24 protein-coding genes are annotated in these 25885 nt (G+C 67.0%); 16 read left to right on the plus strand and 8 right to left on the minus strand.

The window, feature by feature from the left end; all coding sequences use genetic code 11:
* Nucleotides 1-80 precede the first annotated feature (80 nt).
* A complete protein-coding gene (gene recQ, locus V5B60_RS11825) occupies nt 81-1913 on the plus strand; it encodes a DNA helicase RecQ (protein ID WP_332347182.1) in 1833 nt (610 codons plus the stop codon).
* Here the strand turns inward: recQ and mltB are convergent.
* From mltB to V5B60_RS11845, 4 genes are read right to left on the minus strand one after another with little or no spacing between them, the layout of a single operon-like run.
* Entirely contained in the window at nt 1871-2923 is a 1053-nt protein-coding gene (gene mltB, locus V5B60_RS11830; RefSeq protein WP_332347183.1) for a lytic murein transglycosylase B, read from the minus strand. The two genes, recQ and mltB, sit on opposite strands and share 43 nt — an antisense overlap.
* Nucleotides 2920-4887 carry a transglutaminase TgpA family protein gene (locus V5B60_RS11835; protein ID WP_332347184.1) on the minus strand — a complete coding sequence of 656 codons (1968 nt, stop codon included), beginning with the start codon at nt 4885-4887 and terminating at the stop codon, nt 2920-2922. The genes mltB and V5B60_RS11835 overlap by 4 nt, the downstream gene beginning before the upstream one ends.
* Nucleotides 4877-5851 (minus strand): DUF58 domain-containing protein, encoded by a 975-nt coding sequence (locus V5B60_RS11840; RefSeq protein WP_332347185.1) that lies wholly within the window; start codon nt 5849-5851, stop codon nt 4877-4879. Before V5B60_RS11840 ends, V5B60_RS11835 begins: the two co-directional genes overlap by 11 nt.
* Nucleotides 5851-6777, minus strand: coding sequence for an AAA family ATPase (locus V5B60_RS11845; RefSeq protein WP_332347186.1), 927 nt, complete (start codon nt 6775-6777; stop codon nt 5851-5853). Before V5B60_RS11845 ends, V5B60_RS11840 begins: the two co-directional genes overlap by 1 nt.
* 111 nt (nt 6778-6888) lie before the next feature.
* Here V5B60_RS11845 and V5B60_RS11850 point away from each other — a divergent pair, with 111 nt between their 5' ends.
* The 4 genes from V5B60_RS11850 (at nt 6889) to V5B60_RS11865 (ending at nt 10768) form a co-directional block, all read left to right on the plus strand.
* On the plus strand, nt 6889-7815 hold the full coding sequence (locus V5B60_RS11850; RefSeq protein ID WP_332347187.1) for a histone deacetylase family protein: 927 nt from the start codon (nt 6889-6891) through the stop codon (nt 7813-7815).
* A 147-nt stretch (nt 7816-7962) separates the two neighbouring features.
* Nucleotides 7963-8841 carry a 4-hydroxy-tetrahydrodipicolinate synthase gene (dapA, locus tag V5B60_RS11855; protein WP_332347188.1) on the plus strand — a complete coding sequence of 293 codons (879 nt, stop codon included), beginning with the start codon at nt 7963-7965 and terminating at the stop codon, nt 8839-8841.
* 17 nt (nt 8842-8858) lie between these two features.
* On the plus strand, nt 8859-10001 hold the full coding sequence (gene bamC, locus V5B60_RS11860; RefSeq protein ID WP_034933557.1) for an outer membrane protein assembly factor BamC: 1143 nt from the start codon (nt 8859-8861) through the stop codon (nt 9999-10001).
* Nucleotides 10001-10768 carry an MBL fold metallo-hydrolase gene (locus V5B60_RS11865; protein ID WP_332350541.1) on the plus strand — a complete coding sequence of 256 codons (768 nt, stop codon included), beginning with the start codon at nt 10001-10003 and terminating at the stop codon, nt 10766-10768. The genes bamC and V5B60_RS11865 overlap by 1 nt, the downstream gene beginning before the upstream one ends.
* Before the next feature lie 253 nt (nt 10769-11021).
* Here the strand turns inward: V5B60_RS11865 and V5B60_RS11870 are convergent, their stop codons facing one another.
* Nucleotides 11022-11357: a hypothetical protein gene (locus V5B60_RS11870; RefSeq protein WP_332347189.1), complete on the minus strand. Its 336-nt coding sequence runs from the start codon at nt 11355-11357 to the stop codon at nt 11022-11024.
* A 251-nt stretch (nt 11358-11608) separates the two neighbouring features.
* On the opposite strand from V5B60_RS11870, the gene V5B60_RS11875 reads away from it, so the two are divergent.
* Both V5B60_RS11875 and V5B60_RS11880 read left to right on the plus strand, forming a co-directional pair.
* Entirely contained in the window at nt 11609-12043 is a 435-nt protein-coding gene (locus V5B60_RS11875) for a hypothetical protein (RefSeq protein ID WP_332345299.1), read from the plus strand.
* Nucleotides 11997-12965: an ISKra4 family transposase gene (locus V5B60_RS11880; RefSeq protein ID WP_332345952.1), complete on the plus strand. Its 969-nt coding sequence runs from the start codon at nt 11997-11999 to the stop codon at nt 12963-12965. Before V5B60_RS11875 ends, V5B60_RS11880 begins: the two co-directional genes overlap by 47 nt.
* A gap of 64 nt (nt 12966-13029) precedes the next feature.
* On the opposite strand, the gene V5B60_RS11885 is transcribed toward V5B60_RS11880, so the two are convergent.
* Entirely contained in the window at nt 13030-13365 is a 336-nt protein-coding gene (locus V5B60_RS11885; RefSeq protein ID WP_332347190.1) for a hypothetical protein, read from the minus strand.
* A gap of 573 nt (nt 13366-13938) precedes the next feature.
* Between V5B60_RS11885 and V5B60_RS11890 the strand changes: the two genes are divergently transcribed.
* Nucleotides 13939-14199: a hypothetical protein gene (locus V5B60_RS11890; RefSeq protein ID WP_332347191.1), complete on the plus strand. Its 261-nt coding sequence runs from the start codon at nt 13939-13941 to the stop codon at nt 14197-14199.
* Nucleotides 14200-14340: 141 nt separating this feature from the next.
* Complete coding sequence (locus V5B60_RS11895) at nt 14341-15579, plus strand: NupC/NupG family nucleoside CNT transporter (protein WP_434735374.1); 1239 nt, start codon at nt 14341-14343, stop codon at nt 15577-15579.
* Nucleotides 15580-15646: 67 nt separating this feature from the next.
* Here the strand turns inward: V5B60_RS11895 and cobT are convergent, their stop codons facing one another.
* Nucleotides 15647-16681, minus strand: coding sequence for a nicotinate-nucleotide--dimethylbenzimidazole phosphoribosyltransferase (cobT, locus tag V5B60_RS11900; protein ID WP_332347193.1), 1035 nt, complete (start codon nt 16679-16681; stop codon nt 15647-15649).
* A gap of 68 nt (nt 16682-16749) precedes the next feature.
* On the opposite strand from cobT, the gene cobU reads away from it, so the two are divergent.
* Both cobU and V5B60_RS11910 read left to right on the plus strand, forming a co-directional pair.
* Complete coding sequence (gene cobU / locus V5B60_RS11905; protein WP_332347194.1) at nt 16750-17295, plus strand: bifunctional adenosylcobinamide kinase/adenosylcobinamide-phosphate guanylyltransferase; 546 nt, start codon at nt 16750-16752, stop codon at nt 17293-17295.
* Nucleotides 17296-17369: 74 nt separating this feature from the next.
* Entirely contained in the window at nt 17370-17834 is a 465-nt protein-coding gene (locus V5B60_RS11910; RefSeq protein WP_332347195.1) for a universal stress protein, read from the plus strand.
* Nucleotides 17835-17994: 160 nt separating this feature from the next.
* Here V5B60_RS11910 and V5B60_RS11915 read toward each other — a convergent pair whose 3' ends face one another.
* Nucleotides 17995-19467, minus strand: coding sequence for a cobyric acid synthase (locus V5B60_RS11915; protein ID WP_332347196.1), 1473 nt, complete (start codon nt 19465-19467; stop codon nt 17995-17997).
* A 198-nt stretch (nt 19468-19665) separates the two neighbouring features.
* On the opposite strand from V5B60_RS11915, the gene V5B60_RS11920 reads away from it, so the two are divergent.
* From V5B60_RS11920 to V5B60_RS11940, 5 genes are all read left to right on the plus strand, one after another.
* Nucleotides 19666-20403 (plus strand): ParB/Srx family N-terminal domain-containing protein, encoded by a 738-nt coding sequence (locus V5B60_RS11920; RefSeq protein WP_332347197.1) that lies wholly within the window; start codon nt 19666-19668, stop codon nt 20401-20403.
* A 236-nt stretch (nt 20404-20639) separates the two neighbouring features.
* Nucleotides 20640-22115: an FAD-linked oxidase C-terminal domain-containing protein gene (locus tag V5B60_RS11925; protein WP_332347198.1), complete on the plus strand. Its 1476-nt coding sequence runs from the start codon at nt 20640-20642 to the stop codon at nt 22113-22115.
* Entirely contained in the window at nt 22115-23182 is a 1068-nt protein-coding gene (gene glcE, locus V5B60_RS11930) for a glycolate oxidase subunit GlcE (protein ID WP_332347199.1), read from the plus strand. The genes V5B60_RS11925 and glcE overlap by 1 nt, the downstream gene beginning before the upstream one ends.
* A 13-nt stretch (nt 23183-23195) precedes the next feature.
* A complete protein-coding gene (gene glcF, locus V5B60_RS11935; protein WP_332347200.1) occupies nt 23196-24449 on the plus strand; it encodes a glycolate oxidase subunit GlcF in 1254 nt (417 codons plus the stop codon).
* Nucleotides 24450-24484: 35 nt separating this feature from the next.
* Nucleotides 24485-25825: an AMP-binding protein gene (locus V5B60_RS11940; protein ID WP_332347201.1), complete on the plus strand. Its 1341-nt coding sequence runs from the start codon at nt 24485-24487 to the stop codon at nt 25823-25825.
* Nucleotides 25826-25885: the final 60 nt, after the last annotated feature.

The following is a 25885-nucleotide window of genomic DNA, read 5'->3' on the forward strand; positions in this document are numbered from 1 at the left end:
CGCGGGTGCCGCGCCAGTCTGGCGGCTGCCGCGCGTCCTGCGCGCTTTCGGCACCTGCGGTCTGGCCGGGCATCCGGGCGATGAGTGCCGCGGCGCACGAAGTCCTGTCGCGGGTCTTCGGCTATCCGGCCTTCCGCGGGCAGCAGGAGGAGGTGGTCGACCAGCTCCTTGCCGGCGGTGACGCGCTGGTGCTGATGCCGACCGGTGGCGGCAAGTCGCTCTGCTACCAGATTCCGGCACTGCTGCGCAGCGGCGTCGGTGTCGTCGTCTCGCCGCTGATCGCGCTCATGCAGGACCAGGTCGAGGCCCTGTGCCAGGTTGGCGTCAACGCAGCTTTCATCAATTCGTCGCTGGACTTCCGTTCGCTGGTTGACACCGAACGCCGACTGATGGCCGGCGAGCTCGATCTGGTCTACGTCGCTCCCGAGCGGTTGCTCGGCGAGCGCTTCCTCGGGCTCCTTGCGGAACTGGTCGCGCGGCAGGGGGTCGCCCTGTTCGCCATCGATGAGGCGCACTGCGTGTCGCAGTGGGGACATGACTTCCGACCGGAGTACATCCAGCTCAGCGAGCTGCATCAGCGCTTCCCGGAAGTGCCGCGCATCGCGCTGACGGCGACGGCCGATCAGCTGACCCGGCAGGAGATCATCACCCGCCTGCATCTCGAGCGCGCGCGCTCGTTCGTCGCGAGCTTCGACCGCCCGAACATCCGCTACCAGATCGTCGAGCGCGACAATCCGCGCAAGCAGTTGCTGGACTTTCTCGGCCAGCACCGCGGCGAGGCCGGCATCGTCTACTGCCTGTCGCGGCGCAAGGTCGACGAGACGGCAGCCTGGCTGCTCGCGCAGGGAATCGATGCGCTGCCCTATCACGCCGGACTCAGTACCTGCGACCGGCAGCGGCACCAGCAGACGTTCCTGCGCGAAGAGGGTTTGGTGATGGTGGCGACGATCGCTTTCGGCATGGGCATCGACAAGCCGGACGTCCGTTTCGTCGCCCATCTCGACCTGCCGAAGAGCCTCGAGGCCTATTATCAGGAAACCGGTCGCGCCGGGCGTGACGGTGATGCCGCCGAGGCGTGGATGACTTACGGGCTGAACGATGTCGTGATTCATCGCCAGATGATCGAGGATTCGGCGGCGCCGGTCGAGCAGAAGAGGGTCGAAAGACAGAAGCTGGAGAGCATGCTGGCTTACTGCGAGTCGGCGACCTGTCGCCGCGTCATCCTGCTCAACTACTTCGGGGAAGACGCTCTGCCCTGCGGCAACTGCGACGTCTGCCTCGATCCGCCGCAGGTCTGGGATGGCACGGTTGTGGCGCAGAAGGTCCTCTCGGCCGCCCTGCGCACCGGCCAGCGCTTCGGTGCCGGCCACCTGATCGACATCCTGCGCGGCAAGAGCACCGACAAGGTGCGGCAGTTCGGGCATGATCGCCTGCCGACCTTCGGCGTCGGCAGCGAACTCGACGAGATGGGCTGGCGCTCCGTCTTCCGACAGCTGCTCGCCGCCGGCGTCCTCGAAGCGGATGCCGCGGCCTACGGAGCGCTCAAGCTGAGCGAAAGCGCCCGCCCCGTCCTGCGCGGGGAAGTGGCGCTGATGCTGCGCCGGCGGTCCGAGCGTGCCACAAGCCGTGCTGCCCGCGGCAGGAGCGCCGCCCGTGGCGCCGCCGATCTTCCGCGGCCGCGTCCGCAACAGGAGGAGTCGGCTCTGGTGGCCAGTCTGCGCCAGTGGCGCAGCGCCAAGGCGCGCGAGCAGGGTGTTCCCGCCTACCTGATCCTGCACGACCGGACGCTGTTCGAGATTGCGGCAGCGTTGCCGGCCTCACCGCAGGCTCTGCTTGCGGTACCCGGGATCGGTCTTGCCAAGGTGCAGCGCTACGGCGACGAGTTGCTCGCCCTCGTCGCCAGCGGCGAATGATTGCCCGCGGCGCGCGCCGCGTGCTCCTGCCGCAGAGCCTCCGCCAGTTGGAAGACCGCCATCGCGTAGAAGCTCGAGCGGTTGTAGCGCGTGATGACGTAGAAGTTGTTGAAGCCGAGCCAGTATTCCGTCGCCGCACCGGGTGTGACGAGGTCGATCAGGGCGGCGGCGCGGTCGCCGTCGGCCACCGCGGCAACCCCCTGCGCGGCGAACTCGTTGACACTCAGCGACGGCTTGATGCCGAGGGCGAGAAGGGCGGCGGGATTGCCGCTGACCGCCGCCGGTACCGCGACCGGCTCGCCCGTCTGCCAACCGTGCTGCTGCAGGAAGCGGCCAACGCTGCCGATCGCGTCCGCATGGCTCTGGCGCAGGTCGATGCGGTCATCGCCGTCGAAATCGACGGCAAAGCGGCGATGGCTGCTGGGCATGAACTGCGGGATGCCGATGGCGCCGGCGTAGGAGCCCTTGACGCTGAGCGGACTGATGCCATTCTCGCGCGCGAGGAGGAGGAACTGCTCGAGTTCGCCGCGAAAGAACTCGGACCGAGGCGGGTAGAAGAAAGCGAGCGAGGCCAGTGCCTCGAGGACGCCGAAGCTGCCCATGTGCTGGCCATAGATCGTTTCGACGCCAATGATGGCGACGATCACCTCGGCCGGGACGCCGTGGATCGCCTCTGCGCGCTGCAGCGTCGCGGCATGTTTCTGCCAGAACGACAATCCCCCCGCCAGTCGCTGTTCGTTGACGAAGCGCTCGCGATAGCGCTCCCACGAACGCTGCTTCTCGGGCACAGCCGGTGGGCGAATCGCCTTGAGGACCGTCGCATTCGGTCGCAGGACCGCGAACTGGCGCGTCAGATGGGCGATGTCGAAGCCGTGCTGCTCGTGCATGCCGGCGATGAATGCCTGCACTTCAGGGTTCTGGCTCAAACCGGTCGCCTGCTCGGCGCTTGCGGATAGTGCCGCGAGACTGAGGGGCAGGGCGACGAGCAGGTTGCTGGCGAGGTGTTTCAAGGACTGGTTCTCCATCTGGCCGGTAGGCGGTGCACACATTCCTGCAGGACGAGCAACTGCTCGCTGTCGCCGCGGCCATAGCGCAGTGCCGCGTAGCAGCGTGCCGCTTCGCTGGTGAGTGCCGCCAGCTGCGGCCTTTCGACGGCGACTCGACGGGCGAAAGCGATTGGCCCCTCCCAAGCGGCGCGCGTCACGCCGCGCCGCGCGAGCGCCTTGCAGTACCGCTGCCATGCCCGCTGCGCCGGATCGGCGCGACGACGACGGGGCAGCGTCCAAACGGTGACGAGCAACAGTGCGACGCCGGAGAGCACGGCCAGCGCCGCGCTCATGCCTTGCCAGTCCGGGTTGGCCATGCCGAAGCGGGAAAGGATGTCGCGCTGGCGTTGCGGATTGTAACCGAGGACCCATTGATTCCAGGCGTTGTTTGCGGCCTCCCAGCGATAGCGCAGCTGACGCAGCCAGTCGGCATCGAGGCCGACGATGGCGGGCAGTGGTTCGTCCTGCGGCAGGGCGGCGACGATTCCCTGTTCGATGCGCGAAGGAGCGACCGCTGCCGTCGGGTCGTAGCGCACCCAGCCCTCGCCCGCGAGCCAGACTTCGGCCCAGGCGTGCGCATCCGACTGGCGGACGATGAGGTAGCCATCGACGGGGTTAACCTCGCCGCCCTGGTAGCCCGCGACGACGCGCGCCGGCACGCCGGCAGCACGCAGCAGGAAGACGAAGGCCGAGGCGTAGTGCTCGCAGAAGCCACGCCGCGTGCCGAAGAGGAACTCGTCGACGGCATCGGCGCCGAGCAGGGGCGGCCGCAGGGTGTAATGGAAGTCCTCGTTGCGGAACAGGCTGAGAACCGCGTCGGCGATCCGCGCCGGTGGTCGCGATTTCCACTGCTCGGCCAGTGCCCGCGCCCGCGGATTGATCATTGGTGGCAGCGCCAGTGCCTGCTGCAGCGCGGCCGCCGTCTCGCTCCGGTTGGCATGGTAGTCGACCGACGACGTGAAGGCGAAGCGGGAACGGGCACGCAGCGGCTCGCGTGCCAGGACTTCCAGCGTCGGCGCCTGCACGGCGCCTGCTGGCAGGCTGGTCGCCACGTCGAGCGCGAGCAGCCAACGCTGACCATGCGCTTCGATGATGCTGCTGTAGCTGTACGGCGTCCCTCTGGCCTCGACGACCGGCACCATCCGTGGTCGGCCGGCCGCTGGTATGCTGGCGCGCCAGGTCAGACCGTCGTAGGCGTCGAGCACCGGGCCACGCCAGTAGAGATCCGCCTTCTCCGGTATCCCGCCGGCGAAATGGCTGCGAAAGGCGATCGCTCCGGACAGGATGAGGTTGCTGATCGACCCCGGGGCCATCTCGTTGGAAAGGCCGCTGCGCCCCGCGTGCGCGTCCTGCGGCAGGCCCCAGAGCGGGCCGGAGACACGCGGAAAGAGCAGATAGAGGATGAGCATGAAAGGCAGCGCCTGCAACAGCAGCAGGCCGGCCTGGCGGATGATCGCGGCAGGCGGCTGCGAACCGCCATGCAGGCGGATCAGCGCTGCCGTCAGCAGGGTGCAACTGGCCAGCAACCAGAGGCCGGTCGGGATGCTCTGCGAATAGAAGTAGTGCGTCAGCAGGAGAAAGAAGCCGAGCATGATGACCACCATGGCATCCCGCCGGGTCTTCATCTCGAGTGGTTTGAGCGCCATGAAGATGACCAGCATGGCGACTCCGGAATCCCTTCCGAGCAGGCTGCGATACTGCCAGGCGATGCCCGACAGTGCGGCCAGGACGAGCAGCGCGAGAAGCCAGCGCGGTGGCAACGGGCGCCTCTGCCACCACAGCCAGAGGCGCCAGAGCAGCGCGGCGGCGAACAGCACGCTCAGCCAGGGCGGCAGGTGTTCGCCATGCGGACTGGCGGTGGCCAGGGCGACGGCCAGGAGCCAGGGCACCGCAGCCTGGTCGATGGGTTGTGGCGGACTAGGCCGCATCGCGTGTCTCTTCCGTCTGGTACAGAGCGAGGGTCTGCAGACAGGCTGCGCGGTGGGCGCTGCCGGTGGCGGGCGTGATCTGCTGGTCGGGCAGGCGCAGGCCATAGCATGCCTGTTGCTCGTCGGCGAGCATGATCCAGCCGGCGAGGATCGACAGCCGCTCCTCGCTGTCGCGATCGCCCGGAGTCAGCGACCAGTCGAGCCAGAGCTCGTCACTCGCGCCGCCGGCGAACTGCTTGACCAGCAGTGCCTGCTCGTCCGTGCGGCGGGCCACCGCCTTCCAGGCTATGTGCCGGGTCGGGTCGCTGGGCTGTCGTGGGCGAAGACCGGCGAAATCCTCCTGGCCGCCGTCCCCGCGACGATGCTCGGCGACGGAGGCGGCTGACACCGGCGGCAGCGGCGTGCGCAATGGTTTCGGGTAGACGAGGCACGACCAGGAGGGATGGATGTAGCTCCAGGCACGGAACAATCCCAGCGGATAGCGGGTGACGAGCGTCACGCGGCCGGGGTCGAGTCGGCCGCGACGCTGTGCCAGACAGGGCAGGGTGATCGACGCGCTGCCTTCTGCCGGCAGATCGACCGCCACCACCGGCTGTGCACTGAACGACAGTTCGAGGGCTCGCCGCTGTTGCCGGCGCGGGTTCTCGACTTGCAGCGGAAAGCGCGCAAGAGCGCCGACGAATGTCGCCTCGGCGCGTCCGGGCGTCAGGCGCAGACCGAAGAGGTTGTGAAAGCTGTGCACCATCGCCACCAGACCAAGGCCGGTGAGGAGAAAGATCAGGGCGTGTCCGAGGCTGAGGTCGTAATTGATGGCGCCGATCAGCATCACCAGGAGAACCACGGCAAAGAGCATCCCGGCAGCGCTCGGGACGATGAAGATGCGCCGCTGGCCAAGGATGAGCGGCCACTGCTCGTCGCGCCGGCGGCCGAAGAGCCATTGCTGCAGGACGTTCAGCTGACGCATCAGGGCAGCTTGACGGAGCGGATCAGGGCGGCGATGTCTTCGCCGTCGGCTTGGCTGCCACTGACCAGGCGCAGGCGGTGGCGGGCCACTGCCGGCAGCACGGCCTGTACATCCTCCGGCAGGACCATCTCGCGGCCGTCGCTGAAGGCCCAGGCGCGAGCGGCTGCGAGCAGGGCGAGAGCGGCGCGCGGGCTCAGGCCGTGCACGAAGCGTTGCTCGCGGCGACTTGCTTCGATCAGCAGTTGCACGTAGTCGAGCAGCGCCGGTGAAGCATGGACCGCGGCCGCCTGTCGTTGCAGCGGCGCGAACTCGCCGTCGTCGAGGCAGGCGGAAAGGGTCGGCAATCGCTCCCGGCTGCCGCCGCTCTCGAGCAGTGCGCGCTCGGCGTCACGATCCGGGTAGCCGAGGTCGAGACGCAGGAGGAAGCGGTCGAGCTGCGACTCGGGCAGGGGAAAGGTGCCGATCTGGTGCGAGGGGTTCTGCGTGGCAATGACGAAGAAGGGTTCCGGCAGCAGTCGCGTCTCGCCCTCGGTGGTCACCTGCCCCTCTTCCATCGCCTCGAGCAACGCGCTCTGGGTTCTCGGTGTCGCGCGGTTGATCTCGTCGGCCAGCAGCACCTGCGAGAAGACCGGGCCGGGCAGGAACCTGAAGCCGTTCCGCTCGCGGTCGAAGATCGAGACGCCGAGTATGTCCGCCGGCAGCATGTCGCTGGTGAACTGGATGCGCGCGAATTGCAGACCGAGCAGCCGAGCCAGTGTGTGCGCCAGCGTCGTCTTGCCGACCCCGGGCAGATCCTCGATCAGCAGATGGCCCCTGGCCAGGAGGCAGCAGAGCGCGAGGCGGGTCTGGTTGCTCTTGCCGAGGATCACCGAGTCGGCGGCGGCGAGGATTCGGCTGACCGGGGAGTGGTGGTTGGCGGTTGGCATGGCTTGTCGTCGGGAAGCAATTGGGATGATAATAAACCATCAGTTCCCAACCCGTTCCATCGCTGGGCAGGGCGCCGCTTGCGGCGTCACTGTCGCGACCGAAGGATTACAGTGAGTGTCACGGCTTTCATCACCCATCGCGATTGCCATCTGCATGACATGGGTTCGTACCATCCGGAAGCGCCCGAGCGTCTGAGCGCGATCAGTGATCACCTGATCGCGCAGGGCCTGGATTCCTACTTCGTCTATCACGATGCGCCCCTGGCCACTTTTCAGCAGCTCAAACGGGTGCATACCGCGGCGCATCTCGAGCGGCTGAAGCGCGCCTCGCCGGATCTCGGGATCGTCCACCTCGACCCCGACACGGCGATGAACCGCCATACCTGGCAGGCGGCGATGCGCGCCGCCGGGGCGGGCGTCCTGGCTGTCGATCTGGTGCTTTCGGGGCAGGCCGAGAATGCCTTCTGCGCCGTGCGGCCGCCCGGTCATCACGCCGAGCGGGCGACGGCGATGGGTTTCTGTTTCTTCAACAACGTTGCGGTTGCCGCGGCGCACGCACTGGCGGCGCACAACCTGGAGCGTGTGGCCGTGATCGACTTCGACGTTCACCACGGCAACGGTACCGAAGACTGTTTTCGCGGTGACCAGCGGGTCTTGATGGTCAGCACCTTCCAGCATCCGTTCTACCCCTACAGCGGGACCGAGACCCCGGCGGCAAACATGGTGAACATTCCTTTGCCGCGCGGCACCGATGGCGAGGAGTTCCGGCGCGTGGTGAGCGATCTCTGGATGCCGAGACTGCGCGAGTTCCAGCCGGAAATGTTGTTCATCTCGGCGGGTTTCGATGCCCACTACGAGGACGAGATGGGCGGCTTGCGGCTGCTCGAGCAGGATTACGCCTGGGTCACCGGGCAGCTCAAGGATCTCGCCGACGAATGTGCGCAGGGGCGGATCGTGTCGATACTCGAGGGCGGCTACTCGCTGTCGGCTCTGGCTCGCAGCGTGGCCGCGCACATGCGGATCCTGGCCGAGCTCTGATTCTTCCCGGCAGCCCTCCGGCAGCGTCTCGCGGCGACGCTGCCTGCGTTTTTCGTCGCCAAGGCGGGTGCCTTCGGTTAGAATGCGTGCTTCAGATTTCCCCCCTCGGGATCTCCCCGGGGTCTTGACTGGCGCGCACGCAAACTCATGATTACTGGCTCGATCGTAGCGATTGTCACACCGATGCAGGCCGACGGCAGCCTCGATCTGCCCGCGATGCGCCGGCTCGTCGATTTCCATGTGGAGCAGAACACCGACGCCATCGTCGTGGTCGGCACGACGGGCGAGTCGCCGACGGTCAGCCTCGCCGAGCACTGCGAGCTGATCCGGACCGTCGTCGAGCAGGCGGCGGGACGCCTTCCGGTGATTGCCGGCACGGGTGCCAATTCGACGGCCGAGGCCATCGAGCTGACCCGCTTCGCGCACCGGGCGGGGGCCGATGCGGCGCTGTCGGTCGTTCCCTACTACAACAAGCCCGGGCAGGAGGGCTTGTATCGCCACTTTCGCACCATCGCCGAGGCGGTCGATATCCCGCTGATCCTCTACAACGTACCGGGTCGCACGGTGGCCGACCTGAGCAACGAGACGACCCTGCGTCTGGCCGAAATGCCGAACATCGTCGGTATCAAGGACGCGACCGGCAACATGGACCGCGGCGTCGAGCTGATCGTCCGGTCGCCCCCGGGTTTCGCGGTCTATAGCGGTGACGATGCCAGCGCGTGTGCGCTGATGTTGATGGGCGCCCAGGGAGACATCTCGGTCGTTGCCAACGTCGCGCCACGGCTGATGCACGAGATGTGCCGCGCGGCGGTGGCGGGCAATGTGGCCGAGGCGCGGGCGCTGAACGCGCGGCTGATCGGTCTGCACCGGCAACTGTTCTGCGAGGCGAACCCGATCCCGGTCAAGTGGGCTTGCCAGCAACTGGGCCTCATCGGCGACGGCTTGCGTCTGCCCCTGACGCCGCTGTCGCCGGAGAATCACGCCCGTATCGCAGCCGCGCTGTCGCAGGCCGGCGTGCTCGTCTAGCAGTATTGCGTCAGCCAATGAGACCCGTCGCCACGCGTCTGCAGATCGTCTTGCTGTTGTTGCTCGCCGGCTGCAGCAGTTCGCTTCTCGAGCCGAAACGAATCGAATACAAGACCGCAGGGTCGAGCAACGTGCCGCCGCTCGAGATCCCTCCGGACCTCACCTCGCCGACGCGTGATGATCGCTATGCCGTTCCTGATGCCGCTGGCAAGGGCAGCGCGACCTATTCGCAGTACGCGGCCGAACGTTCACCACAGGCGAGGGCGCAACAGAAGGGTGAGGTCTTGCCCGAGGTCGACCAGGCGCGCATCGAACGTTCGGGAACACAGCGCTGGCTGGTCGCATCCGGGACTCCGGACAAGCTCTGGGGGACCGTCAAGGAATTCTGGCAGGAGACCGGTTTCCTGATCAAGCTCGACCTGCCCGATGCCGGTGTGATGGAGACGGACTGGGCCGAGAACCGCGCAAAAATTCCGCAGGATTTCATCCGCAATGTCCTTGGCAAGGTGATCGATTCGGTCTACTCGACCGCCGAACGCGACAAGTTCCGTACCCGCATGGAAGCGGGCAGTACGCCGGGGACGACCGACATCTTCATCAGTCACCGTGGCATGTACGAGATCTTCGTCTCCGAAGGCAAGGATCAGACGAAGTGGCAACCGCGCCCGGCGGATCCCGAACTCGAAGCCGAAATGCTGCGCCGCCTGATGATTCATCTGGGCAGTGAAGAGAAGCGTGCGAGCGCAGCGCTCAAGGCAGCGCAGGAGAAGCCCTTCGAGCGGGCGAGGCTGACGCGAGGTGCCGATGGCTCGGGAGCACTCGAAGTCGAGGAGTCCTTCGATCGTGCCTGGCGACGGGTGGGTCTGGCTCTCGACCGCGTTGCCTTCACGGTGGAGGATCGCGATCGAAGTCGTGGCCTGTACTTCGTCCGCTACGTCGATCCGGAGAGCGACAACGAGAAGAAGGAGGAGGGCTTCCTGGCGAAGCTCAATCCGTTCAAGGGAAGTTCGACTGCCAAGCCACAGACCCAGTACCGCATTTTTGTGCGTGCGACGGCCAGTTCCCGGTCGACCGTGCAGGTGGTCCTGTCTGATGGCGCCGTCGACCAGTCGGAAACGGCGAAAAAGATCCTCAATCTGCTCTACGATCAGTTGAAGTGATGCGTTTTGCCTCGCTGGGCAGCGGCAGTCAGGGTAACGCACTGATTGTCGAGGCGGGCGGGACCCGGCTGTTGCTCGACTGCGGCTTTTCGATCCGCGAGGTGACTCTGCGGCTGGCTCGCCTCGGCATCGACCCCAGCGGGCTGGCGGCAATCCTCGTGACGCACGAACATGCCGACCACGTCGGCGGCGTCTTCGCGTTTGCGCGCCGCCACCGGCTGGCCGTCTATCTGACCCACGGCACGTACAAGATGGCGGCTCGCGGCAGGAACGCCTTGACCGATTGCCGCCTGATCGACGGGCATGCAGTGTTCGCCATCGACGACATCGAACTGCGCCCCTTTCCGGTGCCGCACGACGCCCGCGAGCCGGTGCAGTACGTCTTCAGCGATGGCGATCGCTGTCTTGGCGTACTCACCGACAGCGGTTCGATCACGTCGCACATCGTGGACGTGCTCCGCCTTTGCGATGGACTCGTCCTGGAGTGTAACCATGATCAGGGATTGCTCGCCGCATCGCGCTATCCGGCGCCGCTCAGGCGACGCATCGGTGGGCCCTTTGGCCACCTCGAGAATGGGCAGGCGGCGGAGCTATTGCGGCAGATCGACACGAGTCGCCTGCAGCATGTGCTTGCGGCCCACCTGAGCCAGGAGAACAACCGGGCACATCTGGCGGCGCGGGCGCTGGCGCTGGCACTCGACTGTGGCGAGGAGTGGATCGGTGTTGCCGACCAGGAGGGAGGGTTTGGCTGGCGCCAACTCGCCTGAGATCTTGTGCGCGTGGCAACCATCGGCTGACGGCGGTTTGCGATGCGAGTGTGGAGTGTGGCGGGTGGGCCAAGCGTTCGGTTGATCGACAGTCGCTGCTGGTTGCACAGGAGACCCTCGTCAGCCGGCTAGCCCATCCAAGGGCGGTGACGCGGCAACGGCACTGCGTTCGTGGCAGCGCCAGTCTTGCGCCACATGAGAGGGCAAAGAAAAAGCCGGCTTGCGCCGGCTTTTTCCTGTCGCCATCCCGAGCTTACTTCTTGGCGGCGTCGGCAGCGGCGGCACCGGCAGCCTTGGCGGCATCGGCAGCGGCACCAGCAGCGGCACCGGCAGCCTTGGCGGCATCGGCAGCCGCGGCACCGGCAGCGGCACCGGCCGTCGCTGCGGCGTCGGCCGGCTTGGCTGCGGCGTCGGCCGGCTTGGCCGCGTCGGCGGCTGGAGCAGCAGCCGGAGCAGCGGCAGGAGCGGCAGCCGGAGCGGCAGCGGCCGGGGCGGCGGCGGGAGCGGCAGCCGGCTTGGCTTCTTCTTTCTTGCCACAAGCGGTAACGGCCAGAGCGAGCAGGGCGGCAACGAGGAGGGAGTTCTTCATGGGGGGGTTCCTTATGGACGTTGGAAAACGGATAAAACGAGCCAGAAGCTTGAAGGTTGACCGGCAAGCGTCGATCAACTCGCAATTTTAGCACCTTATCGCCGCCGGGAACCCTGATCGGCGGGAGAACGGGTGCAATCGGAAGTGCGACTGACGCCGGGGCGAGGTGGTTGGCGGTGGCATTCGGCACTAGACAATTGGGCGGAGGTGGGGTAAATAGTGGTGGGTTACTTCACCTTGGAGCGAGACCCATGACAGAAAGGTGGTCGGAAATGGAGGGGCGACTCAAGCCGAGTCGGGGTTTGGAAGAGCGGTTTAGAGATCATCCCGAGCTCCAAGCCAAGATCGAGTCTTTGCTGGCGGTGGTCGAGAATGCGGCCGGCGATGTTGAGAAGGCGGCGGAGGCGGAGCGGCGGGTGACGGAGGAATTGCGGCAGTTGGGCAACGAAGCGTTGCACGGCTGGGCGCGACGGCAAGCGCAGCGGAAGGAAGAAGAGGTGGCGCAACAACCGGGCGTGCAGCGGAAGGAAAAAAAACGTCTATTGGCAGACCCGGTACGGACAGATCGAAGTAGCGGAGCAGGTCTTCCGGCAAGGGACGCGCGGGCCGGAGATCCGGCCATTCACGCGTTCGGCGGAGGTGGTCTGCCGGGGCTGCTCGGAGCCGCTGCAGCGAGCGATCGTTGATTTCGGGGCGGACGCGCCCGCGGCGCGCATTCCGCAGAAGCTGAAAGAGCACTACGGTATCGAGGTGTCCGCCAGTACGTGCTGGCCGATCGTCTTGCGGCATGCCGCGACGATCGACGAGCGCCCGAAAGCGGCGGCAAAAATCCCGGCACGAGACGGCGTAGAGCAGTTGATCGGCGAGATCGATGGGAGCATGATTCCCGTCGTGGAGACGGCCGAATCGGACGACCAGAGCGCGAAAGTGGACCGCCGCAAGACCCGCCGGGTGGGCTGGAGGGAAGCGCGTTTGAGTCTGGTCCATGCGCCGGGCTCCGTCACCCCGGTGTTCGGCGCCACCGTGGGCCCGCCCGACCAGGTCGGAGAGACGCTGTTGCGCACGGCGGTTCAGGCCGGACTGGGGCGTAAGACCAAGGTCCATGCGGTCAGCGACGGCGCCGCATGGATTGCGGATCAGGTGAGTGAGCAATTCGGACTGCAAGGCCACTTTCTCGTCGATTTCTACCATGTCTGTGACTACCTGACGGCCGCAGGGGACACGATCGCCGGCACGGCGGCGAGGGCTTGGCTGGAAACGCAGAAGGATCGGCTGAAACAGAACCGCCTCCAGGACGTCGTCGAGGAACTGCAGCGATTCGTCGAGGACGACACCGTTCCCGATGCCAACGCCCCGGTGCGCGCGGCGCATCGCTATCTCACCAATCGCCCGGGGCAGTTCAACTATCAAGACGCGCTCGTGGCCGGGCTGCCAATAGGGTCCGGCGAAATCGAAAGCGCACACCGTTACGTCATCCAGGACCGTCTCAAGCGGGCCGGCGCTTGGTGGAAACTGAAAAACGCCAAGCACATGCTGGCGCTGCGTGTCTGCCGCGCCAACCAGGAGTGGGACCGCTATTGGCAGTCCACACGTCAACAGGCCGCCTGATCCACAGTCGCACTTCCGATTGCACCCCGGGAGAACAGGAGCAAGCAACCGTCTTCGGCTGCTCTCAGAGTGCTTGCCGCTGCAGTGACGGCGGATCGAGCCAGCCGAAAGCCAGGGACAGGAACAGCAAGATGCTCAACAGGATCAACAGCGAGGTGAGCCCGGCGATGATCACGGGCCCACTGCACTGCTGCCGTGTCCTGTCGTTCAGGCCCAGATAGTCGGCCATCGACAGCGAGCGCTGTTGTCCGTCTGGCCGCGCCTCGGCTGCGATGAATCGGTTGCCGCAGGCCGAGCAGCGATAGGGGGCCAGTTGCTTGCGGCGCAGGCTCCAGCCCTCCGTCAGGCCGCGGCGACGCGATCGGTGGAGGTCTGTCGAGTGGCACTTGGGACATTTCATGGCGGCGTCAGGGCTCCAGCCAGGTCGACGAGAAGGCCGCAGACTGTGGTCTGTTGCCAGCGGTGGCCGAAAAAAGTGTACAGCGGGCGGCGGAACGCGATGTGCGGTTTCCCACGGTGGGCCGGGAATCGCTCGTTGCCCCGGCCCCGCCGTCAGAGTCGCGTCCGCGACGCACCAGTCTTTTCTTTCGCCGGGCGCGGGGGAAGGTCGGGGATGAGGGGGGACCGTCATGACTTGCATGATCCGGGTGTCGTAGCAGTCATGACCGTCGTGCCCACCGGTGGTGGCCGCAGCAGGCGCTCGATCGTGCCGAAGTGGTCGTCGAGCCGCAACCGGCCCGCCACCGCGGCACGGCAAGAAGGCGGGCGGTTGTCACTGCCGCCCGTGACCACAGGTGCTACACTCGCCACAATGCGAACTCGCACTTTGCTTGCTGTCGTGGTGCTTGGTCTGATGGCTGATGCCGCAGCAACGTCCGTCATCGTGGGTGGCGAGTGGGTCGCTGGCGGAGGGCCAGGTCCGTATGGGCCGTGGCTCTCACCTTACGGCTACCCTTGGCCAGCGCCGGGTGCCATGGATGCCTACGGCCGCTGTCTGGCTCCCTGGAACTGTTCGGACTATGAACAGATGCGGCGTTTTCTCGATCGCTATCAGCGCAACTATGGCGCACGCTTTGCTCCCGACGTGCCGCCTTCGCCGCAGCGCTGGCCACAGCGCGACGTTCCGCCGACGCCGGCCGACCAGATCCAGCCGGCGTACCGCAATGCCAGCCAGGTCCGTCCCGAATTTGCGCCCGCAGGGGTGTCGCCGGCACCACCGGCGGCGAGCCGCTAGGGGTGCAGGGCTTGCCGGCGTCCGGTCGTTGAGCCGGGTGGCGGTCACCGGCGGCAGCGGCCAACCGAGTCGGTCCTTCCGCTGTCCCTGCCTGCGCAGGCGGTGGCCGCAGGGCCAGATTGGGGGGCGGCCTTGAATCCGCTGCTGCAGGCCATCCTCGGTTACCTGTTGCTGCTCGCCCTGGCTTGGGTGATGTCGGTACAGCGGTCAGCGGTCCCTTGGCGCACCGTCTGCGGCGGCATCCTGTTGCAGGGCTTGCTGGCGCTGCTGATCTTTCGCTTGCCGGCGGCGCGGGCCTTCTTTGCGGGCTGCAATGATGCACTGCTGGCGGTCGCCGCGGCGACACGCGCGGGAACCGCGCTGGTCTTCGGCTTCCTTGGCGGGGCGCCGTTGCCGTACGACGAGGCGCTTTCGGGGAGCAGCTTCGTTCTCGCCTTCCAGGCCCTGCCGGTGGTGCTGGTGATGAGCGCCCTGTCGGCGCTGCTCTACCACTGGCGCGTTTTGCCGCTGCTGGTGCGCGGCTTTTCACTCGTGCTCGAGAGGACCCTCGGTGTCGGCGGCGCGGTCGGCATGTCCAGCGCGGCGAACGTCTTCGTCGGCATGATCGAGGCGCCGCTGTTGATCCGGCCCTACTTGGCGGCAGTCAGCCGCGGCGAGCTGTTCATCATCATGAGCAGCGGCATGGCCGGCGTCGCGGGTACGGTGATGGCGCTCTACGCCGGCATCCTCGGGCCTGTCGTCCCGGACGCGCTCGGTCACATCCTGGCCGCATCGTTCATCAGCGCGCCAGCCGCGATCGTCTTCGCCGTCATCCTCGTGCCGCCTGCAGGGGCTCCCAGCGGGCGATGTCTCGCACTGCCGCCGACCGACCGCTCGAGCATGGAGGCGATCACCCGCGGAACCGGCGAAGGTGTGAGCTTGCTGATCAACATTGCCGCGATGCTGATCGTTCTGGTCGCGCTGGTCAGTCTGGCCAATCAGCTTCTCGGCATGCTGCCGAGTGTCGCCGGTGCAGCCATCTCGCTGCAGCGCGTGATGGGCTGGTTGATGGCGCCGCTCGCCTGGATGGCCGGAGTCCCCTGGTCCGAGTCCGCGATTGCCGGCGAACTGCTGGGGACGAAGACGGTGCTCAACGAGTTGCTCGCCTACCTCGATCTGGCGAGTCTGCCGCCAGAGGCCTTGTCGGCGCGCAGCCGGATCATCATGACCTATGCCCTGTGCGGTTTCGCCAATCTCGGCAGTCTCGGGATTCTGCTCGGTGGCATGTCGTCGATGGTGCCCGAGCGACGCGCCGAGATCGTCGAGCTTGCTCCGTGGACCCTGCTGTCGGGCACTCTGGCGACGCTGTCCTGCGGTAGCGTCGTCGCCATGCTGCTGTGATCGGCCGCTGTCCACCGGGCCGACAAGCACGATCCTGTCGCTGGCGGTGGAGGATTCCGCGCCAGCTCTAGATCTGTTCGCTGACACCGGCGCTGGCGAAACTCGCCATCTCATTCACAAACGCGGCAGCCGCGCGGACCAATGGCCACGCCAGCGCAGCGCCGGTTCCTTCGCCGAGGCGCAGGCCGAGGTCGAGCAGCGGCTCGGCGGCGAGGCTGCGCAGCTGCGCCTGATGGCCCGCTTCGGCAGAGCGGTGGCAGAAGACGCAGTAATCGCGTACGGCCGGTACGTGGCGGGCGGCGACGAGCAGGGCGGCGGTGACGATGAAGCCGTCGATCAGAAGCAACATCCGGTGGGCTGCCGCAGCAAGCATGGCACCACTCATCATGGCGATTTCGAAACCGCCGAACTCGGCCAGAACGTCGAGCGCATCGGCATCCGGTGGCAGGTTGGCGCGTTTCGCCGCCTGTGCCAGCAGCGCCTGTTTGCGAGCCAGGCCGGCGTCGTCGAGTCCGGTGCCGCGGCCGACGCAGTCGGTGAGTGGCGTGCCGGTGAGTTGATGCGTGAGCAGCGAGGCCGAGGCGGTGTTGCCGATTCCCATCTCACCGAAGCCGATCACCCGGCAGCCCTGGCACGCCAGGCCGTCGACGATCGCTGCGCCGTGGGCCAGTGCCCGATCCCGTTGCGCAGGACTCATCGCGGCCTGCACCAGGTAGTTGCGCGTGCCGCTGGCGACCTTGGCGTCGATCAGTCCGCTGCGGGGGCCGAAGTCGTGCGCCACGCCGGCGTCCACGACCTGCAGTCGCAGGCCGTTGTGGCGGGCGAAGACGCTGATCGCGGCTCCGCCGGCGAGGAAGTTCTCGACCATCTGCCAGGTCACTTCCTGCGGGTAGGCGGAGATGCCGGCAGGAGCTGCCCCGTGGTCACCGGCGAAGACCAGCAGGTGAGGTTGACCGAGGCTTGGCGTCAGTGACTGCTGGATCATGCCGATCTGCAGCGCGAGGCGCTCGAGTTCTCCGAGCGATCCCGGCGGCTTGGTCTTGCCGTCGATTCGCGCCTGCAGGCCGGGAAAGGGCGCGATCGCTTCGATGGAGAACTTCATGGGACGACGGGTGGCGGCAGGGAAGCGCCGGATTATACGCGTCCCGCGCTCGTGATAAGCTCGCTGCCATGCGAGAACTGATCATTGGTGGTGCCCGTTCGGGCAAGAGTCTGCTGGCCGAGCGTCGGGCCGGCGAGTGCGGATTGCAGGTGTTCTATGTCGCGACCGCGCTGGCGCTCGACGCCGAGATGTCGCGCCGCATCGAACAACACAAGGCTCGACGCAGCCCGGAGTGGGGGCTGGTCGTCGAGCCGCTCGACTTGGCTGCGGCGCTGCGGCGGCACGCGGCGCCTGATGTCTGCCTGCTGGTCGACTGCCTGACGCTGTGGTTGTCGAACCTGCTGTTCGCCGGCGACGCCGCGAGCCAGGCCGAAGCCGGCGAGGCCATCCGTTGCCCGCGTCTTGCCGGAGCGACACAGGCGCTCGTCGAACTGCTGCCGGAGTTGCCCGGGCGAGTCATCCTGGTGTCGAACGAGGTCGGCTGCGGCATGGTCCCGATGCTGCCCCTGTCGCGGCTGTTTGCCGACGAGCAGGGTCGCCTGAACCAGCGCGTGGCGGCGGTCTGCGAGCGGGTGACGCTGGTTGCCGCCGGGTTGCCGCTGACGCTCAAGTAGGATCTCCTGTTCGCGATCCATCGGTGTTATTGTTTCGCGTGTCGGACAACCGTGTCGAACGAGGAAGCGGGACTATGTACAAGAAGATCATGGTGGGCGTGGACCAGAGTTTCATGACCAGCCAGGTGATGCGGGCCGCGATCGCCCTGGCGCGGGTCAACGAGGCACGGCTGGCGATCTGCCATGCGATCGACGAGACGTTGCTGGCGCAGCGCGAGGTGGCGATGATGCTGCCGAACAGCGTCGGCAAGACGGAGGCGCGGATGCGGCTGGGCGCCGAGGGCTTCCTCGCCGGTCTGCAGCAGGAAGCGCGTGCCGCCGGCATCGACGCCGAGATCAGGATCGTCGAGTCGGAAGAGAAGCACGTTTCCGACATGCTGATCGAAGCGGCGGGCGAATGGCAGGCCGATCTGCTGGTTGTCGGGACGCATGGGCGGCGGGGGATCGAACGTTTCTTCGTCGGCAGTGTCGCCGAGCGCCTGGTGCGCAAGGGATCCACCTCATTGTTGCTGGTGCGCGGCGAGCAGGAGGAAGCCTAGCAGCCTGTCGGACTTGACCAAGTCGGCTGCAAGAAGTGGGAAGACGGCTCATTTCTCCCCGTATTTCTGCACGAATAGAACCACTATTCGCTTGAAATCCGTGAAAAACTGCGCTCGTCTCCCACTTCTTTCGCTTCGACCCATCAAGTCCGACAGGCTGCTAGAGCGGCAGCCACTCGGCCAGCCGCTGCAGATCGACGTTCTGCTCGACGGCATCGGCGAGTCGCTCGATGTCGTCCTCCCGCCGCTGCCGCGCGTCGAACTCCTGCGCCGGTCGATGGCCGGACCAGGCGAGCAGCGCAGCCAGAGCTGGCGGCGAGTCGAAGAGGCCGTGGCAATAGGTGGCGAGCACTTGGTCGTCTTGCGAAATCGCGCCGTCAGGCTGACCGTCGAGCATCGCTGCCGGCTGCGCCAGGGCTTCACCGCTGGTGACGCCCATGTGGATGCGATAGCCGCTGAGCGGTGGTGAGCCTGAGCCCGGCAGTTCGAGATTGCCGTGGACATTCTCGAGCCGCTTCTCGCTGGCCAGTGTCGTGTCATAGTTCAGCCAGCCGAATCCCGGCGTACTGCCGCTGGGTCCCTCGAGTCCGAGCGGGTCGTGCAGTTGGCGGCCGAGCATCTGCAGGCCGCCGCAGATGCCGATGAGCTTGCCCCCGTAGCGCAGGTGCCGACGCAGAGACTCTTCCCAGCCTTGGGCGCGCAGCCAGGCGAGGTCCGACTGCACCGCCTTCGATCCCGGCAGGACGACCAGCTCGCACGGCGGCGGCCGCTCGTTCGCGCCGACGAAGCGGAAGTCGACTTCCGGGTGAAAGCGCAGCGGGTCGAGATCGTTGTGGTTAGATATGCGCGGATAGGCCGGCGCAATGACCCGCAGCGCGGGCGCCGTCTTGCGTTCCTTCTGTCGCGGCACGGCGTCCTCGGCGTCGAGATAGAGGCCGTGCAGATACGGGAGAACGCCAAGCACCGGTTTGCCGGTGCGTCTTTCGAGCCAGCGCAGGCCGCTTTCGAGGAGGCCGATGTCGCCACGAAAGCGGTTGATGACGAAGCCCTTGACACGCGCCTGCTCGGATGCGGCGAGCAGGTCGAGCGTGCCGCAGAGGTGGGCGAAGACGCCACCGCGGTCGATGTCGGCGATCAGGATCACCGGACAGTCGACCGCCTCGGCGAAGCCCATGTTGGCGATGTCGCGAGCGCGCAGATTGATCTCCGCCGGGCTGCCGGCTCCCTCGACGAGCAGGCACTCGTACTGTTCGCAGAGGCGTTGCCAGGAAGCGAGAACCGCCTGCATCGCCAGCGGCTTGTAGGCGTGATAGTCGCGTGCGTCGAGGTCGCTGATTGCCTTGCCATGGATGATCACCTGCGCCCGCCTGTCGGTGGCCGGCTTGAGCAGCACCGGGTTGAAGTCGGTCTGTGCCGGCAGGCCGGCCGCCAGCGCCTGCAGTGCCTGCGCGCGGCCGATCTCGCCGCCATCGACGGTGACCGCCGAGTTGAGCGCCATGTTCTGTGGTTTGAAGGGCGCGACGCGGACGCCGCGGCGGTGCAGGATGCGGCAGAGTGCGGTGACCAGAACGCTCTTGCCGGCGTCGGAGGTGCATCCCTGGACCATCAGGCAGGGGGTTCGCTGTTCGTTCATGTCGCAGGCTCCGATCGGGTAGCCATGATTGTCGCACGTCTGCCATGCGAACTTGTGTTGACGGATGCTGCCACCATCGGCATCCTTGTCCGGTGGCCGCTGGCGGCTGTTCGCACGGGTGACGGAAGGGCACCGGGCGCGACGCCTCCATCGGTCCATCGCTCGGGTCAACACAAACGACAATTTTGGAGGAAGACGATGGATTTCAATTATGAGGAGTGCTCAGGCAAGGCGCGCCGCAGTGGCGAGTTGTACCAGATCAAGGTGTCCGACCTGCATCCGACACAGTGCGCCGTCGGCCTCGACGAGGTCTATGCACGGGCGGAGTCGATGCGAAGGAAGAGCCGCGATGAGCTGACTGCCTACCTGATCACGCGGCCGGTGCCGATCGTCATCGGCCGGGACAACAAGTTCTGCCTGACCGATCACCATCATCTGGCGCGAGCGGTCTGGGAGACGGCGAAAGGGAAGAACGACGCTGGCATCACGACGGATGACGCGCGGGTGGTCGTCGAGGTGCTCTACAACTGGAGCGTGCTCAAGGAATACAATTTCTGGAAAGCCATGCACGACGCCGCCTGGGTCTACCTCTTCGATCATACCGGTGGCGGGCCACTGCAGCCCTCGCAACTGCCGACGCACATCAAGGACCTGCGCAATGATCCCTATCGTGGGCTGGCTTGGTATGTGCGGTCGCATTTCGGCTACTCCAAGAGGCCGGCCGATTTCGCCGAATTCCGCTGGGCCCAGTACTTTCGCATGCGCATGATTCTCGACAACGACATCCTGCGCAACGAGACGCGAAGCACGGAGGTGCTGCTTTCCAGGATGAAGGAGGAGGACCGCAACCGGATCGTCGAGCAGGCCATCTCCTACGCCAGGTCGCCCGAGGCTGCGGGCTTGCCGGGCTATTCGGGTTTCGTCGGCGGCGCCTGAGGGACAGGCCGTGGCGGCCGGCGCGGGGTCGCGGAACGCCGCCGGGTTCGCTCTGGCGATGCCCCGCGGCGGACTGGTTCCGTGAGGTGGTCCCTTCCTGCCGCACGCCTCGCTGTCGTCCGCGCCGTGAACGACCGGCTTGACGCGGATGCCGCAGCGGCGTGCGAAGAGGATGCCGGCGCCTTCAAGTGGCGGCAGGCCTGCCGTGATCAACTGTCCGAGGAGGGAGCGCGAGAATGGAAAGCACGCTGGCCGAGCACCGCCGCAACATTGACCGAGCACAACTGATCAGGCGCCTGCGCGCGGTCCTGCCGGCCAGCGCCCTGCTGGCGGAGGAGGAAGAGATGCGGCCGTACGACTGCGACGGTCTGACGGCCATCCGTCAGTTGCCGCTGCTGGTCGCGCTGCCGGAGAACGAGGAACAGGTGCAGGCGATCCTGCGCATTTGCCATGAGTTGCGCGCGCCGGTCGTGCCGCGCGGTGCCGCGACCGGCCTCTCGGGCGGCGCGACGCCACATCCGGACGGGGTGCTGGTGTCGCTGGCGAAGCTGAAGAAGATCATCGCCGTCGACCCGCTGTCGCGCACCGCCATCGTCCAGCCCGGGGTGCGCAACCTGGCGGTCTCCGAGGCTGCCGCGCCTTACGGCCTCTACTACGCACCCGACCCGTCGTCGCAGATCGCATGCACGATCGGCGGCAACGTCGCCGAGAATGCCGGCGGCGTGCACTGCCTGAAGTATGGCCTGACGGTACACAATGTGTTGCGCGTGCGCGGACTGACGATTGCCGGCGACATCGTCGAGTTCGGCAACGCGGCGCTCGATGCACCGGGCTACGACCTCTTGGCGCTGCTCAATGGCTCGGAGGGACTGTTGGCGATGATCACCGAGGTCACCGTCAGGCTGACGCCGAAACCGGAGTTGGCGCAGGTCGTGATTGCCTCCTTCGACGATGTCCGCAAAGCTGGCGACGCCGTTGCCAGCATCATTGCCGCGGGCATCATCCCGGCCGGACTCGAGATGATGGACAAGAAGGCGACGCACGCCGTCGAACCTTACGTCAACGCCGGCTATGACCTGCAGGCGGAGGCGATCCTGCTCTGCGAGTCCGATGGCACGCCGGAAGAGGTGGCCGAGGAGATCGGCCGCATGCGGGCGGTGATCGAGATGAGCGGTGCCGCGGGCATCCGCGTGTCGCAGAACGAGGCCGAGCGGCTGCGCTTCTGGGCCGGGCGGAAGGCGGCCTTTCCGGCCGTCGGTCGCCTGACTCCGGACTACCTGTGCATGGATGGCACGATTCCGCGACGGCGGCTGGCGGAGATGCTGGCGGCGATCAACGCTCTTTCCGAGAAATATGGGCTGCGCTGTGCCAATGTCTTCCACGCCGGCGATGGCAATCTCCACCCACTGATCATGTACGACGCCAACCAGCCGGGCGAGCTCGATCGGGCGGCCGCCTTCGGGGCCGAGATCCTCGAACTCTCGGTTCGTTTCGGTGGCACCATCACCGGCGAGCATGGCGTCGGCGTCGAGAAGATCATGCTCATGGCCGAGCAGTTCAGTCTGACGGAGATCGATGCCTTTCACCGGCTGAAGGCGGCCTTTGACGAGCACGGCCTGCTCAATCCGGGCAAGGGCGTGCCGACGCTGGCGCGCTGCCGTGAGTACACGCAAGCGCGTGCCGCCAGCGCGACCGCGTCGGCGAGGTCGTGATGGACGCGCTGCTCGAAGACTGGGTTGGCCGGATCAGGGAAGCTGCCGGCCGAGGCGGCACGCTGGCGATTCGCGGCGGCGGAAGCAAGTCGTTCTACGGCGGCACCGAAAGCGGCGAGCCCTTCGCAGTCGGCGACTACCGGGGCATCGTCGCCTACGAGCCGACCGAACTGGTGGTGACCGCTCGCGCCGGCACCCGCGTCGCCGATCTGGCTGCGATACTGGCCGAGAAGGGTCAATGGCTGCCCTTCGAGCCACCGCTTTTCGGGTCGCAGGCGACGGTCGGCGGCATGTTGGCGTGCGGATTGTCGGGCCCGCGGCGGCAGGCGATGGGCGCCGTGCGCGACTTCGTTCTCGGCGTCCGCCTGCTCGATGGGCGTGGCGAGGTACTTTCCTTCGGTGGTCAGGTGATGAAGAATGTTGCCGGGTACGATGTGCCGCGCCTGCTTGCCGGTAGCCTGGGTACCCTGGGCGTGATCCTCGAGGTATCGTTGAAGGTGCTGCCGCGGCCGGTGGCCGAGAGCAGCCTGCGTCTGGCCAGCGACGAGGTGGCGGCACTGCAGCGACTCAACCAGTGGGGGGGGCGGCCGCTGCCAATTTCCGCTTCGGCCTGGCACGACGGCGTCCTGACGCTGCGCCTTTCGGGAGCGGCAGCGGCAGTCGCGGCGGCGCGGCGGACGCTGGCCGGCGAGGTGCTCGATGAGCCGGTGGCGGATGCGTTCTGGCAGTCGCTGCGCGAGCAGCAGCACGACTTCTTTGCCGGTGACGCTCCATTGTGGCGTCTCGGCCTGCCTGCGGTGGCTCCGCCACTGGGACTGGGTCCGACGCTGATCGAATGGGGCGGCGCGCAACGCTGGCTGCGCGGCGGCGAAGCGGGCATCATCCGGGAGGCAGCCGCCAGGGCCGGCGGCCATGCCACCCTGTTTCGCGCTGACGCGACGCTGAAGGCCGCCGCCGGTGTGTTCCAGCCGCTGCCCGAGGCGCTGGCGAGGATTCATCGCAACCTGAAGCTGGCCTTCGATCCGCAGCGGATCTTCAATCCCGGCCGGATGTACCCGGACCTATGAGAGTTCGCCGATCATGCAGACCAATCTAGCCGATTTCATCCGCGACACGCCGGCTGGCCGCGAGGCCGACGCGATTCTGCGCAGCTGCGTCCATTGCGGCTTCTGCACGGCCACCTGCCCGACCTTCCAGTTGCTCGGCGACGAACTCGACGGGCCGCGCGGCCGCATCTACCTGATCAAGCAGATGCTCGAGGGCGGATCGGTCAGCGAGACGACGCAGTTGCACCTCGACCGCTGCCTGAGCTGCCGTTCCTGCGAGACGACCTGCCCGTCCGGGGTCCGCTATCACCGGCTGCTCGAGATCGGGCGCGAAGTCGTCGAGCGCAAGGTGCCGCGTCCGCTGGCGGCGCGGGCGATGCGCTTCCTGCTCTGCGAGGCGCTGCCGCGAAACTGGATCTTCCGGCCGGCGGTGCGAGTCGGCCAGGCGATGCGACCGCTGTTGCCGCGCGCGCTGGCCGACAAGGTGCCGCCTGCCGCGGCGCGCGCCGCGCGACCGTGGCCGCGAGCCGCAGGGCACCGGCGACGCATGATCGCGTTGGCCGGCTGCGTGCAGCCGACACTGACCCCCGCCACCAATGCCGCGACCGCCCGCGTCCTCGACCGCCTCGGCATCGAACTGGCCGAGATACCCGCTGCCGCGTGCTGTGGTGCCTTGCGCTACCACCTGCAGGCGCAGGAGAAGGCGCTCGACGACATGCGGCAGGTGATCGACGCGTGGTGGCCGGAGGTCGAAAGCGGCCGCGTCGAGGCGTTCGTGATGACCGCGTCGGGCTGCGGCGAGCATGTGCGGGTCTACGGCGAACTTCTGCAGAACGACCCAGCCTATGCGGCAAAGGCGGCGCGCATCGCGCAGATGACGCGGGACGTTTCGGAGATCCTGGCCGGCGAGCAGGATCGCCTCGTCGAGCTGCTGCGCGCGGCAGGCGGTGCCAGCGGTGAGCGGGTTGCCTTTCATTCGCCGTGCACGCTGCAGCACGCGCAGAAGATCCGCGGCGTCGTCGAGGGCCTGCTCACCGTCGCCGGCTACCAGTTGTCGCCGGTTGCGGACGCACACCTGTGCTGCGGATCAGCGGGTACCTATTCGATCAGCCAGCCGGTGTTGGCGACGCAGCTGCGGGACAACAAGCTGGGGGCAATGAATGCCGGCCGGCCGGTGTTCCTGGTCACCGCCAACATCGGCTGCCAGACGCACCTGCAGAGTGGCAGTGCGACGCCGGTACGGCACTGGATCGAGCTCATCGACGAGCGATTGGGAACGGCTTCCTGAGCATCGGCGCAGGGGCGAGGAACGGCCAGCAGACGATGACGAGCGACAGTCAGGACGGTGATCAGCAGCAATTCAGCTGCAGCTTTCGCTGGCGGGTTCCCGCGCGGTTCAACATTGCCGACGATGTCTGCGGCCGCTGGGCCGGCGATCGCGGTCGTTTCGCGCTGTACTACGAGGATGCCAGCGGCTTCAGCTCGGCACACACTTTCTGGGATATCCAGCGCGATGCCAATCGCCTGTCCAACGTTCTCGCCGCTCTGGCGACGGTTGCCGGAGACCGCGTTGCCATCGTGTTGCCACAGCGCCCCGAAGCCGCCATCGCGCAGGTCGCGATCCTCCAGATGGGCGCCATCGCTGTGCCCCTCGCGCCTCGGCTCGGGCCCGATGCGCTTGCACACCGGCTCGACGATTCGGGCGCATACCTGGCCATCGTCGACGAGACGGCTTTGCCGGCTCTGGCGCAGGTGCGCCACCGGCTGCCGGCATTGCGGCATGTGATCGGCGTCGGCGCGGCGGTCGGCGGGGCAGTCAGACCCTGGGCAGCCGTCGTCGAGCATGCCTCACCGCGCTACGCGCCGACGGACACGGCGGCCGCTGACCCGGCGCTGATCCTCTACCCGGATGCTCCTGCCCGCGGGGCGCAGGGGGTTCTGCTGGCGCAACGGGCCCTGCTCGGCAATGTGGGCGCCTACGCCAGCGCGCACGAGTGCTTCCCGCAGGACGCGGACCTCTTCTGGTCACCCCTGGACTGGGCGTGCACCGGCGGCCTCTTGCAGGGTTTGCTCGCAACGTGGCATTTCGGCCGACCGCTGCTGGCCTACAACGGACCCTTCGACGCCGGCAAGGCTTTCGCCCTGCTGCAGCACTACGCGGTGCGCAACTGTCTTCTCGAACCGTCGGCGCTGCAGATGCTGCAGCAGACGCTGCCGGATCCGCGGGCGACCTGCGACCTCGAGTTGCGCACGCTGGCGAGCAGCGGCGAGCCGCTGAACGAGGCGACCCACAACTGGTCGCAGGACAAGCTCGGCGTGACGATCAGTGAGATCTGGTGCGGCACCGGGATCAGCGGCATTCTCGGTCCCTGCGCAGCGCGCTGGCCGACCAGCCCGGGCTCGCTCGGGCGGCCGTATCCCGGTCACCGGGTCGCGGTCCTGGACCATCAGGGCGCGCTGCTCGGTGCAGGCGCCGTCGGCGCACTGGCGGTGCATCGGGTGTGCAACGGTGAGGAGGACCCGGCGGTGCCGCTCGGTTCATGGCCGGGTCACGCGGCAAGCGATGCCCGGCTGCTCGGTGATGGCTGGTTCCTCACGGGCGCTTTGGTGGCAGCCGATGCCAAGGGAGATTTCTGGTACCGCGGGCGTGCCGCCGATGTCTGAAGCCGTGCGCACTTTCGTCGCACCTGCCGTTCTCCGAAAGCGATAGAATTGCCCGCCAAG

This window comes from Accumulibacter sp. (assembly GCF_036625195.1).
Classification (GTDB): Bacteria; Pseudomonadota; Gammaproteobacteria; order Burkholderiales; family Rhodocyclaceae; genus Accumulibacter.

Coding starts and splice junctions, on each gene's coding strand:
- recQ (WP_332347182.1), top strand. CDS start 81: ATGAGTGCCGCGGCGCACGAAGTCCTGTCGCGGGTCTTCGGCTATCCG.
- V5B60_RS11835 (WP_332347184.1), bottom strand. CDS start 4,887: ATGCGGCCTAGTCCGCCACAACCCATCGACCAGGCTGCGGTGCCCTGG.
- V5B60_RS11840 (WP_332347185.1), bottom strand. CDS start 5,851: ATGCGTCAGCTGAACGTCCTGCAGCAATGGCTCTTCGGCCGCCGGCGC.
- V5B60_RS11845 (WP_332347186.1), bottom strand. CDS start 6,777: ATGCCAACCGCCAACCACCACTCCCCGGTCAGCCGAATCCTCGCCGCC.
- dapA (WP_332347188.1), top strand. CDS start 7,963: ATGATTACTGGCTCGATCGTAGCGATTGTCACACCGATGCAGGCCGAC.
- bamC (WP_034933557.1), top strand. CDS start 8,859: ATGAGACCCGTCGCCACGCGTCTGCAGATCGTCTTGCTGTTGTTGCTC.
- V5B60_RS11865 (WP_332350541.1), top strand. CDS start 10,001: ATGCGTTTTGCCTCGCTGGGCAGCGGCAGTCAGGGTAACGCACTGATT.
- V5B60_RS11870 (WP_332347189.1), bottom strand. CDS start 11,357: ATGAAGAACTCCCTCCTCGTTGCCGCCCTGCTCGCTCTGGCCGTTACC.
- V5B60_RS11875 (WP_332345299.1), top strand. CDS start 11,609: ATGACAGAAAGGTGGTCGGAAATGGAGGGGCGACTCAAGCCGAGTCGG.
- V5B60_RS11885 (WP_332347190.1), bottom strand. CDS start 13,365: ATGAAATGTCCCAAGTGCCACTCGACAGACCTCCACCGATCGCGTCGC.
- V5B60_RS11890 (WP_332347191.1), top strand. CDS start 13,939: ATGGATGCCTACGGCCGCTGTCTGGCTCCCTGGAACTGTTCGGACTAT.
- cobT (WP_332347193.1), bottom strand. CDS start 16,681: ATGAAGTTCTCCATCGAAGCGATCGCGCCCTTTCCCGGCCTGCAGGCG.
- cobU (WP_332347194.1), top strand. CDS start 16,750: ATGCGAGAACTGATCATTGGTGGTGCCCGTTCGGGCAAGAGTCTGCTG.
- V5B60_RS11910 (WP_332347195.1), top strand. CDS start 17,370: ATGTACAAGAAGATCATGGTGGGCGTGGACCAGAGTTTCATGACCAGC.
- V5B60_RS11915 (WP_332347196.1), bottom strand. CDS start 19,467: ATGAACGAACAGCGAACCCCCTGCCTGATGGTCCAGGGATGCACCTCC.
- V5B60_RS11920 (WP_332347197.1), top strand. CDS start 19,666: ATGGATTTCAATTATGAGGAGTGCTCAGGCAAGGCGCGCCGCAGTGGC.
- V5B60_RS11925 (WP_332347198.1), top strand. CDS start 20,640: ATGGAAAGCACGCTGGCCGAGCACCGCCGCAACATTGACCGAGCACAA.
- glcE (WP_332347199.1), top strand. CDS start 22,115: ATGGACGCGCTGCTCGAAGACTGGGTTGGCCGGATCAGGGAAGCTGCC.
- glcF (WP_332347200.1), top strand. CDS start 23,196: ATGCAGACCAATCTAGCCGATTTCATCCGCGACACGCCGGCTGGCCGC.
- V5B60_RS11940 (WP_332347201.1), top strand. CDS start 24,485: ATGACGAGCGACAGTCAGGACGGTGATCAGCAGCAATTCAGCTGCAGC.